This window comes from Plantactinospora sp. CNZ321 (genome assembly GCF_004217235.1).
Window position 1 is genome coordinate 3289249 of sequence record NZ_SHKQ01000001.1, and the last position, 16202, is coordinate 3305450.

The 16202-nt window shown below is 72.1% G+C and carries 2 protein-coding genes; both read left to right on the plus strand.

The genetic code is table 11. The annotated features are described in order from the left end of the window. Positions 1 to 22: 22 nt before the first annotated feature. Positions 23 to 5149, plus strand: coding sequence for a non-ribosomal peptide synthetase (locus EV371_RS14675; RefSeq protein WP_130462529.1), 5127 nt, complete (start codon positions 23 to 25; stop codon positions 5147 to 5149). Continuing rightward, the gene (locus EV371_RS14680; RefSeq protein ID WP_130462530.1) at positions 5146 to 16200 is read left to right on the plus strand and encodes a non-ribosomal peptide synthetase; all 11055 of its coding nucleotides are present in this window, start codon (positions 5146 to 5148) and stop codon (positions 16198 to 16200) included. The genes EV371_RS14675 and EV371_RS14680 overlap by 4 nt, the downstream gene beginning before the upstream one ends. Positions 16201 to 16202: the final 2 nt, after the last annotated feature.

A 16202-nucleotide genomic window follows, 5' to 3' on the forward strand; every position in this document is an offset into this window, starting at 1 on the left:
CGCGACGAGGTGAGGAGCACGTATGAACCCCGATCGAAGCCGGACTGACCTGGTCGGCGACTCCAGCGGGCCGGCCGGCGTGGCCGGGTCCGCCAACATCCTGCCGGCGCTGGTCGCCCGCCAGGTGGCGGCCACGCCCGACGCGGTCGCCGTACTGGCCGGCGACGTCGAGGTGACGTACGCCGAACTCGACCGCCGGGCGAACCGGCTGGCCCGGTACCTGCGCGACCTCGGTGCCGGCGCCGACACGCTGGTCGGGGTCTGCCTGCCCCGCGGCGTGGACCTGGTCGTCGCGCTGCTCGGCGTCTGGAAGGCCGGTGCCGGTTACCTGCCGCTGAGCCCGGACCACCCGCGGGACTGGGCGACGTGGGTGCTGACCGACACCGGCGCCGGGATCGTGCTCACCGGATCGGCCCATGCCGACCTGGTGGCCGGCACCGGTGCCCGGGTGGTCCGCCTCGACGACATCTCGGCCGAACTCGCCGAGCTGGCCGACGAGGCGCCGACGAACCCGGCGACCGGGGACCACCTCGGCTACGCGATCTACACCTCCGGATCCACCGGCCGGCCCAAGGGCGTCATGATCAGCCACGCGGCGATCGCCAACCGGGTCGACTGGGCGGTCCGGCAGCACGGACTCGGCCCGGCCGACCGGGTGTTGCAGAAGACCGCGCTGACCTTCGACGCGGCCTGCTGGGAGTTCTTCGCCCCGCTGGTCAGTGGCGGTGCGGTGGTGCTCGCCCCGGTCGGCGCCGAACACGACCCCGCGGCGCTGGTCCGGGCGATCCGCGGGTACGGCGTCACCGTCCTCCAGGGTGTGCCGTCGGTACTCCGGCTCGTCGCCGACGACCCCGGCTGGCGGGACTGCACCTCGCTGCGGCTGCTCTTCTCGGCCGGCGAGCCGCTGCACGCCGAGCTGTGCCGGCGGCTCACCGACGGGCTCAAGGTCACCCTCTGGAACACGTACGGGCCGACCGAGTGCGCCATCGACGTGACCGCGCACCCGTACGACCCGGCGCTGCCGACCGGCCCGGTGCCGATCGGCCGACCGCTGGCCAACCTGCGGGTGCTGGTGCTGGACCCGAACGGTGACCCGGTGCCGGTCGGGGTCGCCGGTGAACTGCACGCCGGCGGGGTCGGGGTGGCCCGGGGCTACCTCGGCCGGCCGGACCTGACCGCCGAGAAGTTCGTCCCCGACCCGTACGGGCCGGCCGGGTCCCGGCTGTACCGCACCGGCGACCTGGTCCGGTGGCGGGCCGACGCCACCCTGGAGTACATCGGGCGGCTCGACCACCAGGTGAAGGTCAACGGCGTCCGGATCGAGCCCGGCGAGGTCGAGTCCGCGCTGGTCGCCCACCCCGACGTCAGCGCCGCGGTGGTGCTGGCGGTGCAGAGCGCCGACGGTGGCAAGCGGCTCGTCGGGTACGTCACCGGCGAGCGGGTGCCGGCCGCCGACCGGCTGCGTGCCTTCCTCCGGGACCGGCTGCCCGACCCGATGATCCCGGCCGCCTTCGTGGCCATGCCGGAGTTCCCGCTGAACGGCAGCGGCAAGGTGGACCGGGCCGCGCTGCCGGTGCCGGACCCCGCCGCCGAGGACGGCCGCCCGCCCTACGTGGCGCCGCGAACCGCCGCCGAGCGACTGGTCGCCCGCTCCTGGGCGGAACTGCTCAAGGTGGACCGGGTCGGCGCGCACGACGACTTCTTCTCGCTCGGCGGCTCCTCGCTGCTGCTCACCCGGCTGGCCAACCAGCTTCGGGCGGCCTCCGGCAGCAAGGTCGCGCTGCGCGGCCTCTTCGCCGCGCCCACCGTGGAACAGCAGGCGAAGCTGATCGCGGTGCCCGAAGACGACGGCCCGCCGATCGTCCAGGTCGGCCGGACCGGGCCGCTGCCGCTCTCCTTCGGGCAGCGCCGGCTCTGGTTCCTGGACCGGCTGGAGCCGGGCAACACCGAGTGGGTCGCCCCGCTCTTCGTCCGGCTCGGCCCGGAGGTCGAGCAGAGCACGGTCCGGCGGGCGCTGGACGCGCTGACCGGACGGCACGCGATCCTCCGCACCCGGTACGTCGAGGACGGCGGCGAGCCCCGCCAGGTGGTCGACCCGCCGGGCCCGGTCGAGCTGCGGGTCGTCGAGGCCGCCGCGGCCGACCTGGAGACGGTGTTCCGGGCCGAGTTCGAGCGCGGCTTCGACCTGGCCACCGGCCCGGTCTGGCGGGCGCTGCTGGTCCGCTTCCCGGGTACGCCGACGCCGACCCCGCCGACCTCGGTGCGGATCCCGGCCACCGCCGGGCGGGTCCCGGCGGGCGAGTCGGTGCTGCTGCTCACCCTGCACCACATCGCCTGCGACGGCTGGTCGTCGGTGGTGCTTGAGCGGGAGCTGCGGGAACTCTGCGCGGCGGCGGTAGCCGGTCGCGCCCCGGAACTGCCGGAGCTGCCGATCCAGTACCCCGACTTCGCCAGCTGGCAGCAGGGCTGGCTGACCGAGGAGGTGCTGGCGGCGGAGCTGGCGTACTGGCGGAGGACCCTGGACGGGCTCGGGCCGCTGGACCTGCCGACCGACCGGCCCCGACCGGCCCGGCGCGACCCACGGGGCGCGCTCGCCCCGTTCACCATCCCGCCCGCGCTGGCCGGCGCGATCCGCGACCTCGGCCGGCGGTACGGCGCCTCCCCGTACATGACGATGCTGACCGCGTTCAGCACGCTGCTCGCCCGGTACGCCGGACGCTGGGACGTCGCCGTCGGTACTCCGGTTGCCGGCCGGAACCGGCCCGAGCTGGAGGACATGGTCGGGTTCTTCCTCAACTCGCTGGTGCTGCGGCCGAAGCTGACCGCGGGGATGCGGTTCGGCGAGGCGCTGGAGGCGACCCGGGAGGTCTGCCGGGCGGCCTTCGCACACCAGACGCTGCCGTTCGAGCGGCTCGTCGACGACCTCCAGCCGGATCGGGACATGTCCCGGACCCCGCTGTTCCAGGTCGCGTTCGACCTGCACGACGAGGGGCTCACCGGCGGCGCGGTCCAGGCGGACGACCTGGCCGCGTTCACCGAGGCGTGGCAGATCGCCAAGACCGACCTGACGCTCTTCGTCCGGGTACAGGCCGACGGCACGATGCTCGGCGCGCTGGAGTACGCGACCGCGCTCTTCGACCGCGGCACCGTGGACCGCATGGGCGGGCACCTGGTCCGGCTGCTCCGGGCGGTCACCACGGACCCGGAGCTGCGGCTCGGCGCGGTGGACTTCCTCGGCCCGGTCGACGAGCTGGTCGGCACCGGACGGACCGACCCGTTCCGCACCGGCAACCCGGACCGCTGCCTGCACCAGGTCTTCGAGGACCGGGTGCTGCTCGACCCGGACGCGGTGGCGGTGACCTTCGAGGGTGTTTCGTTGACGTACGCCGAGGTGAACGCCCGGGCGAACCGGCTGGCGCACCGGCTGCGTGCCGGCGGGGTCCGGGCCGGCTCGCTGGTCGGAGTCTGCCTGGAACGGGGCATCGAACTCGTCCCGACGCTGATCGGGGTGCTGAAGTCCGGGGCGGCGTACCTGCCGTTGGATCCGGCGCAGCCGGCGGACCGGCTGGGCCTCATGGTCGGCGACGCGGGCGCGTCGGTGATGGTGACGCAGGCGTCGCTGGTCGGGACGGTCGCCGGCTTCTTCGACGGCGAGCGGGTGGTGCTCGACCAGGAGGATCTGTCGGAGCAGCCGGTGCGGAACCCCACGCCGGTCTCGCACCCCGAGGACCTGATCTACGTGATCTACACGTCGGGGTCGACGGGCCGGCCGAAGGGGGTCTGCCTGACCCATGCCAACGTGCTGCGGCTGTTGCGCACCACCCACCCGCAGTACGCCTTCTCCGCCGACGACGTGTGGACGCTGTTCCACTCGTACGCCTTCGACGTCTCGGTCTGGGAACTCTGGGGTGCCCTGGCCTACGGCGGTCGGCTGGTGGTGGTGCCGCGCGAGGTGACCCGGCTGCCGGACGAGTTCCTGGAGCTGCTGGTCGCCGAGCGGGTGACGGTGCTCAACCAGACCCCGTCGGCGTTCCGCAGCCTGGTCGGGTTCGCCCGGGACGACGATTCCCGGCTGGACCGGCTGTCGCTGCGCGCCGTGGTCTTCGCCGGCGAGAAGTTGGAGATGGCCGAGCTGGCCCCCTGGATGGCCCGGTTCGGTGACCGACCGGCATTGATCAACATGTACGGGATCACCGAGACGACGGTGCACTCCACCTACCACCGGGTACGCCCGCAGGACATCACCGGCGCCGGCAATCCGGTCGGCTATCCGCTGAGCGATACCCGGATCTATCTGCTGGACGGCTACGGCAACCTGGTCCCGGTCGGGGTGCCCGGTGAGATCCACGTCGGTGGTCCGGGCGTGGCCCGGGGCTACCTGAACCGGCCTGAGCTGACGGCGCAGCGGTTCGTGCCGGATCCGTTCGCGGCCGAGCCCGGGGCCAGGATGTACCGCAGTGGTGACCTGGCCCGGCGCCGGCCCGACGGTGGGCTGGACTTCCTGGGCCGGATCGACCACCAGGTGCAGATCCGCGGCTACCGGGTCGAACTCGGCGAGATCGAGAGCGTGCTCGCCGCACACCCCGGCATCCGGAACGCGGTCGTGCTGACCGACGAGCCGGAGCCGGGCCAGCCGAGGGTCGTCGCCTACTACGTACCCGACGCCGACCACCCACCGCTCGTCCCCGACCTGGTCGGCTACTGCGGCAGCCGGCTGCCCGACTACATGGTGCCGGGCGTCTTCGTGCCGCTGGAGAAGATCCCGCTGACCGCCAACGGCAAGCTCGACCGCCGCGCGCTGCCCCGCCCGGCCCGGACGGTCGCCGAGGTCGACACGGCGGGCTACGTCGCGCCGCAGGGCCCGGTCGAGGAGCGGATCGCCGAGATCTGGGCCGAACTGCTCGACGTCGACGCCGGTACCCAGACGAACTTCTTCACCGTCGGCGGCCACTCGATCCTCGCGGTCCGGCTGGCCTCCCGGATCCAGCAGGAGTTCGAGATCGACCTTCCGGTCCGGACCGTCTTCGAGCGGCCCACGATCGCGCGGATCGCCGAGGCGGTCGAGGAGCGGATCCGCGCCGAGATCGACGAGCTATCCGATTCCGACCTGCTGGCCGGTCTGGCGTTGCTGAAGGAGCAAAAGGGATGAGCACGGGCGAGGGCACGATCGAACGCGGTGTCGAGGCGGCCCGGGAGGAACTGCTGCGGGCCCGGCTCGCCGGGCGGCTGCGCGGCGGTCGCCGCGCGGCGCTGACCCGGGTGGACCGGACCGGCCCGCTGCCGCTCTCCTTCGGGCAGCAGCAGATGTGGTTCCTGAGCCGGCTGGACCCGGGCAGCTGGGAGTACCTGGTGCCGCTCGCGCTGCGACTGCGCGGCCGGCTCGACCCGGCCGCACTGCGCCGGGCGCTGACCGAACTGGTCGGCCGGCACGAGATCCTGCGCACCCGCTACGCGCTGGTCGCCGGCGAGCCGACCCAGGTGATCGACCCGGCCGGTCCGGTACCGCTGGCGGTGTCGGACCTGACCGATCTGCCCGAGGCGGAGCGGGAGCGCCGGGGCTTCGAGCGGGCCGCCCAGGAGCCGGCGATTCCGTTCGACCTGGCCACCCAGTGGCCGGTCCGGGCCCGGCTGATCCGGCTGGCCGACGACGACCACCTGCTGGTCGTGGTCTTCCACCACATCGCCTGCGACGCCTGGTCGGTCGGGGTCTTCGCCGAGGAACTCAGCGAGCTGTACGCGGCCGCGCTCACCGGCCGCCCCAGCACCCTCGCCCCGCTGCCCGTGCAGTACGCCGACTACGCCGCCTGGGAGCGGAACCGCTCGGCGGCGGAACACCAGCGGCACCTGGACTACTGGCGGCAGCAGCTCGCCGGGGTGCCGCCGCTGGACCTGCCGGCGGACCGCCCCCGCCCGGCGACCCGGGACTGGGCCGGTGCGGTGGTCGAGGTGGAGCTGCCGGCCGGACTCGGCGGGCAGCTGCGCGACCTCGCCCGCCGGCACGACGCGACCCTGTTCATGGTGCTGCTCACCGGCTACCAGGCACTGCTGTCCAGGTACACCGGCGGCACCGACATCCCGGTCGGCACGGTGGTCTCCGGACGCAACCGGCCCGAGCTTTCCAAGCTGATCGGGTACGGCATCAACAGCCTGGTGATGCGGGCCCGCTGGGACTCCGACATCACCTTCGGTGAGCTGCTGTCGGCCAACCGGCAGACCGTGCTGGCCGCCTTCGACCACCAGGAGGTGCCGTTCGGGCAGCTCGTCGACGAGCTCCAGCCGGAGCGGGACATGTCCCGTACCCCGCTGTTCCAGGTCGCCTTCACCATGCACGAGGCGGGTGCCGGCGGGTACGCGATGCCGGGGCTGGCGGTCGCCCCGCTGGACGCGCTCTCCCAGGTCTCCCGCTTCGACGTGACGCTGCAGATCCAGGAGGCGGCCGACGGCGGGCTGCGCGCCCACCTGGAGTACGCGACCGCGCTCTTCGACGGTGCCACGATGCGGCGGATGGGCGGGCACCTGGTCCGGCTGCTCCAGGCCGTCGTCGCCGACCCGGATCGGTCGCTCTGCACGGTCGAGCTGCTGGACGAGGCAGAGCGGGCCGAGGTCACCGGGGTCGCCGACCCGTTCCGGATCGACCCGGTGCCGCCGACCCGGACCGTGCACCAGGCCTTCGAGGAGCGGGTGGCCGCCGCGCCGGACGCGGTGGCGGTGACCTTCGAGGGTGTCTCGTTGTCGTACGCCGAGGTGAACGCCCGGGCGAACCGACTCGCGCACCGGCTCCGCGCGCTCGGCGTGGGACCGGAGTCCCTGGTCGGGGTCTGCCTGGAGCGGGGCATCGACCTGGTGCCGACCCTGCTCGGGGTGCTGAAGGCCGGGGCCGCCTACCTGCCGTTGGACCCGGCGCAGCCGGTGGACCGGCTGGGCTTCATGGTCGGCGACGCGGGCGCGTCGGTGATCGTGACGCAGTCGTCCCTGGCCGCTACGGTCGCCGGCTTCTCCGCCGGTGCCGTGGTGAACCTGGACGAGGAGGACCTGTCCGGGCAGTCGGCGGAGAACCCCGTTCCGGTCTCCGGCCCGGAGAACCTGATCTACGTGATCTACACGTCGGGGTCGACGGGCCGGCCGAAGGGGGTCTGCCTGACCCACGCCAACGTGCTCCGACTGCTGACCGTCGGCGAGACCCACTACCGGTTCTCCGCCGACGACGTCTGGCCGCTGTTCCACTCGTACGCCTTCGACGTCTCGGTCTGGGAACTCTGGGGTGCCCTGCTCTACGGCGGTCGGCTGGTGGTGGTGCCGCGCGAGGTGACCCGGCTGCCGGACGAGTTCCTGGAGCTGCTGGTCGCCGAGCGGGTGACGGTGCTCAACCAGACCCCGTCGGCGTTCCGCAGCCTGGTCGGGTATGCCCGCAACGACGATCCCCGGCTCGCCGCCCTGGAACTGCGGGCCGTGGTCTTCGCCGGCGAGAAGTTGGAGATGGCCGAGCTGGCCCCCTGGATGGCCCGGTTCGGTGACCGACCGGCATTGATCAACATGTACGGGATCACCGAGACGACGGTGCACTCCACCTACCACCGGGTACGCCCGCAGGACATCACCGGCGCCGGCAATCCGGTCGGCTATCCGCTGAGCGATACCCGGATCTATCTGCTGGACGGCTACGGCAACCTGGTCCCGGTCGGGGTGCCCGGTGAGATCCACGTCGGTGGTCCGGGCGTGGCCCGGGGCTACCTGAACCGGCCTGAGCTGACGGCGCAGCGGTTCGTGCCGGATCCGTTCGCGGCCGAGCCCGGGGCCAGGATGTACCGCAGTGGTGACCTGGCCCGGCGCCGGCCCGACGGTGGGCTGGACTTCCTGGGCCGGATCGACCACCAGGTGCAGATCCGCGGCTACCGGGTCGAACTCGGCGAGATCGAGAGCGTGCTGGCCGCACACCCCGGCGTCCGGGACGCGGTGGTGGTGGTCCGGGAGGACATCCCCGGCGACCAGCGACTGGTCGGCTACCTGGTGGCCGAGGGCGACCAGGTGCCGAACCCAACCGAACTACGCGAGTTCCTCGCCCGCGGCCTGCCGGAGTACATGGTGCCGGCGGCGTTCGTGCCGCTGGAGAAGATCCCGCTGACCGCCAACGGCAAGCTCGACCGCCGCGCGCTGCCCGCACCGGACCGCGCCGCGCTCTCCGGAGAGCAGGTCTACGTCGCCCCGCGTACCCCGGTGGAGGAGCGGGTAGCGGCGATCTGGCGGGACGTGCTCGGGGTCGAGCGGGTCGGCGTGCACGACAGCTTCTTCGACCTCGGCGGTCACTCGATCCGGGCGGTCGCCCTGGTTGGCGAGCTGCGGGCGATCGGGCTGGACGTCTCCGTCCGGGACGTCTTCGCGCACCGCACCGTCGCCGAACTCTGCGGGATCCTCGACGGCCGGTCGACGCCGGCTGAGCAGGAGCGCCCGGTGGCACCATTCGAGCTGATCTCCGCCGAGGACCGGGCGAAGGTGCCGGCCGGGGCGAGCGACGCGTACCCGCTGTCCCGGGTCCAGGCCGGCATGGTCGTGGAGATGCTCTCCGACGGGGAGCTGCACGCGTACCACAACGTGACCTCGTTCCGAATCCGGGACGAGCGGCCGTTCGCGCTGGACGCGCTCCGCGAGGCGGCCCGGATCGTGGTGGCCCGGCACGAGGTGCTGCGGACCGCGATCGACCTGACCACGTACTCGGTGCCGATGCAGGTGGTGTACCCGACCGCCGAGATGCCGGTCGGCGAGCGGGACCTGCGGCACCTGGACGCCGCCGAACTGGACCGGTCGCTGCGGGAGTTCACCGCCGTGGAGCGGGCCGACGTCTTCGACCTGACCCAGCCGGCCCTGATGCGGCTGCACGCGCACGTCTGCGACGACAAGACCTGGTGGCTGTCGGTCACCGAGTGCCACGCGATCATCGAGGGCTGGAGCCACCACTCGCTGCTGATGGAGGTGCTGGACCTCTACCGGGAGATCCGGGACGGTGGCACCCCGGCGGAGGTCGAGGCCCCGCCGGTGCGGTTCGCCGACTTCATCGCCGCCGAGCTGCGCTCGCTGGCCTCGGCGGAGGACCGGGACTACTGGCGGGACATCGTCGGCCGGTACGCCCGGTTCTCCCTGCCGACCGGCTGGGGCGACGAGAACGCACCGCGCGAGTCGCTGATGCTCGGGGTGCCGTTCCACGACCTGGAGTCCGACCTGCGCAAGCTGGCCAGCCGGGCGAAGGCGTCGCTGAAGACGGTGCTGCTCGCCGCGCACCTGAAGGTGATGAGCCAGCTCAGCGCCGAGGAGTCGTTCCTGACCGGCCTGGTGCTGCACGGCCGGCCCGAGGTGGTCGGCGCCGACCGGGTCTACGGGATGTACCTGAACAGCCTGCCGTTCGGCTACGACCGGGGTGCCCGGACCTGGCTGGAGCTGGTGACGCGGACGTACGCCCGGGAGATGGAGATCTGGCCCCGCCGCCGGTTCCCGATGCCGGAGATCCAGCGCGAGTTCGGTGACGGCCAGCGGCTGATGGACGTCCGGTTCAGCTACCACGACTTCGACCAGGTCGACCGGGATCTCGTCGACTACATGGCCAGCATCGACGACAGCCCGACCGAGTTCCCGCTCGCCGTGGCGGTCCGGCTCGGCTACGTGACGATGGCGGTCAACCCCCGGGTGCTGAGCCGGGCCAACGGCGACCGGATGGGAGCCATGTACCGGGCCGTGCTGGAGGCGATGGCGGCGGACCCGGAGGGTGACGCCCGGGGCACCTTCCTCGCCGACGAGGAGCGGCAGCGGCTGGTGGTCGAGTGGAACCGCACCACCGCCGAGCCGGCCGGACCGGCCGTACCGGAGCGGTTCGGCGCGCAGGTCTCGGCCACCCCGCACGCGGTGGCGGTGGAGTACGCCGGCCGGCAGCTCAGCTTTGCCGAGCTGGACGCCCGGGCGAACCGGCTCTCCCGGCACCTGCGCGCCTGCGGCGTGGTGCCGGAGTCGGTCGTCGGGGTGCTGCTGGACCGGGGTCCGGACCTGGTCGCCAGCCTCCTGGCGGTCTGGAAGGCCGGCGGCGCGTACGTCCCGCTCGACCCGGCCCATCCGGCCGACCGGCTCGCCGACATGCTGGCCGATGCCGGTGCCCGGGTGGTGGTGACCGGCGCCGGCTACGCCGACCGGTTCCCCGACGTCCCGGTGCGGGTCCTGGTCGACAAGGACGCGCCGGCCATCGCGGGACAGCCCGCGACCCCGCTCGCGGTCCCGACCGACCTGGACCGTTTGGCGTACGTGATTTTCACGTCGGGGTCGACGGGTCGGCCGAAGGGTGTGGCGGTGTCGCATCGTGGGTTGGTCAACCATGTGTCGTGGGCGGCGCGGGAGTTGGTTGGTCGTGGTGTGGGTGGTTCGGCGTTGTTCTCGTCGGTGGCGTTCGATCTGGTGGTGCCGAATGTGTGGGCGCCGTTGGTGTCGGGTCAGCGGGTGTGGTTGGCGGGTGCGGATCTGGATATGGCGGATCTGGGTCGGGAGTTGGTGGCGGCGGGTCCGTTCAGTTTCCTGAAGCTGACCCCCGGCCACCTGGAGGTGCTCGCGCACCAGCTCGCACCGGGCCAGGCCAGTGGGCTCGCCGCCGTCACGGTGGTGGCCGGCGAGGCGTTCACCCGGCAGACGCTGGAACGCTGGTGCGAGTGCGCCCCCGACGCGGAGTTGGTCAACGAGTACGGGCCGACGGAGGCGTCGGTTGGCACCTGTGTCCACCCGGTTCGGGACGCGCGGACCGCTGATGTGGTGCCGATCGGTCGGCCGTTGCCGGGGATGGCGATGTACGTCCTTGATGCTGACCTGTCGCCGGTTCCGGTGGGTGTGTTGGGTGAGTTGTTCGTCGGTGGGGTGGGGGTTGCTCGGGGTTATGTGAATCGTCCGGAGTTGACGGCGGAGCGGTTCGTGCCTGATCCGTTCGGTTCTGTTCCGGGTGCCCGGCTTTATCGCACGGGTGATCTGGTGCGGGTGTTGGCGTCGGGCGATGTGGAGTTCGTGGGTCGGGTTGACGATCAGGTGAAGGTGCACGGGTATCGGATCGAGTTGGGTGAGGTCCGGTCGGTGTTGCTGGAGCACGACGCGGTTCGCGATGCGGTGGTGGTCGCGGTGGGTGCGGCGTCGGACAAGCGTCTGGTGGCGTACTGCGTGCCCGTTTCGTCGGGTGGGCTGGATGTGGCCGGGTTGACGGCGCATGTGGCGGCTCGGTTGCCGGAGTACATGGTGCCGGCGGGGTTCGTGTCGTTGGATGCGTTGCCGTTGAACGCGAACGGGAAGGTGGATCGGCGGGCGTTGCCGGATCCGGATTCTGCCGCGGTGGATGCGGGTTCGGTGTTTGTGGGTCCGCGTACGCCGGTGGAGGAGCGGATCGCTGCGGTGTGGCGGGAGGTGCTGGGCCTGGATCGGGTGGGGGTGACGGAGAGTTTCTTCGATCTGGGTGGGCATTCGATTCGTGCGGTGGCGTTGGTGGGGAGGTTGCGGGCGGCGGGGTTCGAGGTGGCGGTCCGGGACGTGTTCCAGTACCGCACGGTCGCCGAACTCGCCGAGAAGCTCGCCGGTCCGGCGCCGGAGGCGGCCGTCGAGGGTACGACCGTCGACGGGCCGACCGTGGCGCCGTTCGCGCTGGTGTCCACGGAGGACCGGGCGAAGCTGCCGGCCGGGGTGGTCGACGCGTATCCGCTGTCGCAGGTGCAACTCGGCATGGTCGTCGAGATGCTGGCCGACAGCGACCTGCACGCCTACCACAACGTCACCTCGTTCCGGCTGCGCACCGAGCGGCCGTTCGGCCTGGCGGCGCTGCGCGAGGCGGCCCGGATCGTGGTCGAGCGGCACGAACTGCTGCGAACCTCGTTCGACCTGACCACGTACTCGGTGCCGATGCAGCTCGTGCACGACACCGCCGAGATCCCGATCGGCGTACGCGACATCCGGCAGCTCGACGCCGCCGGGCGGCAGCAGGCGATCCGGGAGTTCACCACGGCGGAACGGGCCGAGCTGTTCGACCTCGGGGTGGCTCCGCTGCTGCGGTTCACCGTGCACGAGGAGAGCGACGAGGCGTGGTGGATGTCCGTCACGGTCTCCCACCCGATCACCGAGGGATGGAGCCACCGGGCGATGCTGACCGAGCTGTTGGAGCTCTACCAGCAGCTCCAGGCCGGCGAGCAGCCCGCACCCGCGACCCGGCCAGCGGTCCGGTACGCGGACTTCGTCGCCGCCGAACTGGACTCGCTCTCCTCGACCGAGGACCGCGACTACTGGCGCGGGATCGTCGACGGCTACACCCGACTGTCGCTGCCGACCGGCTGGGCTGGTGATCCGGCGACACCCCGGGAGCCGTACTCGGTCACCGTGCCGGTCCGGGACCTGGCGCCGGAGCTGCGGGCACTGGCCACGGCGACGCGTACGTCGTTGAAGGCGGTGCTGCACGCCGCGCACCTGAAGGTGATGAGCCAGCTCACCGACGAGCCGGTCTTCTACACCGGCCTGGTGTGCAGCGCGCGGCCCGAGGTCGACGGCGCCGACCGGGTCTACGGCATGTACCTCAACACGCTGCCCTTCGCCCACCGGCGCGGCGCGGCGACCTGGGGCGAGCTGGTCCGGCAGGTCTTCGACCGCGAGGTCGAACTCTGGCCGCACCGGCGCTACCCGATGCCGGCGATCCAGCGCGAGCTGGCCGACGGGCAGCGCCTGCTCGACGTGCGGTTCAGCTACCAGGACTTCGACGCGGTCGACACCGAGCTGGTCGACGTGGAGTCCGGTCTCGGCGAGGGGGCCACCGAGTTCGGTCTGGCCGTCGCCGCGATGACCGGCAGCCTGGTACTGACCGCCGACACGCACGTGCTGAGCCGGCCGGACGCGACCCGGCTCGGCGCGATGTACCGGGCGGTGCTGGCGGCGATGGCGGCGAGTGGTGCCGACGGCGACGCCCGGGACAACCACCTGCCGGCGGACGAGCGGGAGCGGCTGCTCGGCGAGTACGCCGTCAACCCCACCGCGGCACCGACCCGTACCGTGCCGGAGCTGGTGGCCGACGTGGTGGCCGCGCACCCGGACCGGACCGCGGTGGCACTCGGCGAACTGGAACTCGACTACGCGGAGCTGGATGCCCGGGCGAACCGGCTGGCCCGGCACCTGCGGTCCCGGGGCGTGGGGCCGGAGTCCCTGGTCGGGGTGCTGCTGGACCGGGGTCCGGACCTGATCGCCACCTTCCTGGCGGTCTGGAAGACCGGTGGCGCGTACGTGCCGCTGGACCCCTCCTTCCCGGCCGACCGGGTGAACACGATGCTCGCCGACGCCGGTGCCCGGGTGGTGGTCACCCGGTCCCGGCACGCGGACCGCTTCGACCCGGCCCTGGACTGCGTCCTCGTCGACACCGAGCGCCTGGAGATCGGCAACCGTCCGGCGACTCCGATCGCCGAACCCGCCGACCTGGACCGTTTGGCGTACGTGATTTTCACGTCGGGGTCGACGGGTCGGCCGAAGGGTGTGGCGGTGTCGCATCGTGGGTTGGTCAACCATGTGTCGTGGGCGGCGCGGGAGTTGGTTGGTCGTGGTGTGGGTGGTTCGGCGTTGTTCTCGTCGGTGGCGTTCGATCTGGTGGTGCCGAATGTGTGGGCGCCGTTGGTGTCGGGTCAGCGGGTGTGGTTGGCGGGTGCGGATCTGGATATGGCGGATCTGGGTCGGGAGTTGGTGGCGGCGGGTCCGTTCAGTTTCCTGAAGCTGACCCCCGGCCACCTGGAGATCCTCGGCCAGCAGGCCGAGCCGGCCCAGCTCGCCGCACTGGCCGAGGTCGTGGTGGTGGCCGGCGAGGCCCTGCCCGGCCCGGTCGCCGAGAACTGGCGCCGGTTCCTCGGCGACGGCCGCCTGGTCAACGAGTACGGGCCGACGGAGGCGTCGGTCGGTACCTGCGTCCACCCCGTCACCGGCACGCCCGGCTCGGACGTGGTGCCGATCGGTCGTCCGCTGCCCGGCATGGCGATGTACGTGCTGGACGCCGATCTGTCGCCGGTCCCGCTGGGTGTGGTGGGTGAGTTGTATGTCGGCGGCGTTGGTGTGGCTCGGGGTTATCTGAATCGTCCGGAGTTGACGGCGGAGCGGTTCGTGCCTGATCCGTTCGGTTCTGTTCCGGGTGCCCGGCTTTATCGCACGGGTGATCTGGTGCGGGTGTTGGCGTCGGGCGATGTGGAGTTCGTGGGTCGGGTTGACGATCAGGTGAAGGTGCACGGGTATCGGATCGAGTTGGGTGAGGTCCGGTCGGTGTTGCTGGAGCACGACGCGGTTCGCGATGCGGTGGTGGTCGCGGTGGGTGCGGCGTCGGACAAGCGTCTGGTGGCGTACTGCGTGCCCGTTTCGTCGGGTGGGCTGGATGTGGCCGGGTTGACGGCGCATGTGGCGGCTCGGTTGCCGGAGTACATGGTGCCGGCGGGGTTCGTGTCGTTGGATGCGTTGCCGTTGAACGCGAACGGGAAGGTGGATCGGCGGGCGTTGCCGGATCCGGATTCTGCCGCGGTGGATGCGGGTTCGGTGTTTGTGGGTCCGCGTACGCCGGTGGAGGAGCGGATCGCTGCGGTGTGGCGGGAGGTGCTGGGCCTGGATCGGGTGGGGGTGACGGAGAGTTTCTTCGATCTGGGTGGGCATTCGATTCGTGCGGTGGCGTTGGTGGGGAGGTTGCGGGCGGCGGGGTTCGAGGTGGCGGTCCGGGACGTGTTCCAGTACCGCACGGTCGCCGAACTCGCCGAGAAGCTCGCCGGCCAGTCGGTCACCGATCAGCCGGCCGAGGCCGGTCCGGTGGCGCCCTTCGCGCTGATCTCCGCCGAGGACCGGGCGCAGCTGCCGGCCGGGGTGGTCGACGCCTACCCGCTGTCGCAGGTGCAACTCGGCATGGTCGTCGAGATGCTCGGCGGGGTGGGCGGTAACCGCTACCACAACACCAGCTTCTTCCGGATCCGGGACGAGCGGCCCTTCCAGCCGGAGGCGCTGCGCGAGGCGGCCCGGTTCGTGGTCGAGCGGCACGAACTGCTGCGGACCTCGTTCGACCTGGACACGTACTCGGTGCCGATGCAGCTCGTGCACGACACCGCCGAGATGCCGGTCGAGGTGTGCGACGTCCGGCACCTGGACGACCCGGGCCGGGAGCGGGCCCTGCACGACCTGATCGCCCGGGAGCGGTCGAGCCTGTTCGACCTGGCCAGCCCGCCGCTCCTCCGGATGGCCGGGTTCGTGGAGGGCGACGACGCCTGGCGGCTTGGTTTCACCCAGTGCCACGCGGTCACCGAGGGCTGGAGCCAGCAGTCGCTGCTGATGGAGGTGCTCGACCTCTACCGGCAGCTTGCCGCCGGCGAGACCCCCGAGCCGGTCGCCGCACCCGAGGTCCGGTACGCGGACTTCATCGCGGCCGAACTCGACTCGCTGGGGTCGGCGGTGGATCGCGACTACTGGCAGGGGATCGTCACCCGGCACGCCCGGTTCACCCTGCCCGCCGGTTGGGGCGGTGCCGCCGACGACGCCAGCAGCTTCCGGATCCCGGTCGGCTTCCCGGACCTGGAGCCCGGGCTGCGCGCGCTGGCGACGGCGACCCGTACGTCGATGAAGGCGGTGCTGCACGCCGCACACCTGAAGGTGCTCAGCCAGCTCACCGACGAGCCGGCGTTCTTCGCCGGGCTGGTGTGCAGCGCCCGACCCGAGATCGACGGCGCCGACAAGGTCTACGGGATGTACCTCAACACGCTGCCGTTCGCGCACGACCGGATGGCCGGCACCTGGGGTGACCTGGTCCGGCAGGTCTTCGACCGCGAGGTCGAACTCTGGCCGCACCGGCGCTACCCGATGCCGGCGATCCAACGCCAGGTCGGCGGCCGGCAGCTCATCGAGGTGATGTTCAGCTATCAGGACTTCCACCAGGTCGACACGGATCTCGTCGACGTGCGGGCCGGCGCGGGCGACGCCGCCAACGAGTTCGCGCTCGCGGTGTCGACCGGTCCGGGGCACCTGATGCTGCGGGTCCGGCGCTCCGCACTGACCCTGGAGAACGCCGAGCGGGTGGTGGCGATGTACCGGGCGGTGCTGGAGTCGATGGCCGCCGGTGCCGACGGTGACGCCCGGGCGACGTACGTGCCGGCGGGGGAGCTGGAGACGGTGTTGACCGACTGGAACGACACGGCCGTGGAGTGGTGAGC

Bases quoted from the DNA above. Each gene is read 5' to 3' on its own strand.
- EV371_RS14680 (WP_130462530.1), top strand. From the start codon at position 5,146: ATGAGCACGGGCGAGGGCACGATCGAACGCGGTGTCGAGGCGGCCCGG.
- EV371_RS14675 (WP_130462529.1), top strand. From the start codon at position 23: ATGAACCCCGATCGAAGCCGGACTGACCTGGTCGGCGACTCCAGCGGG.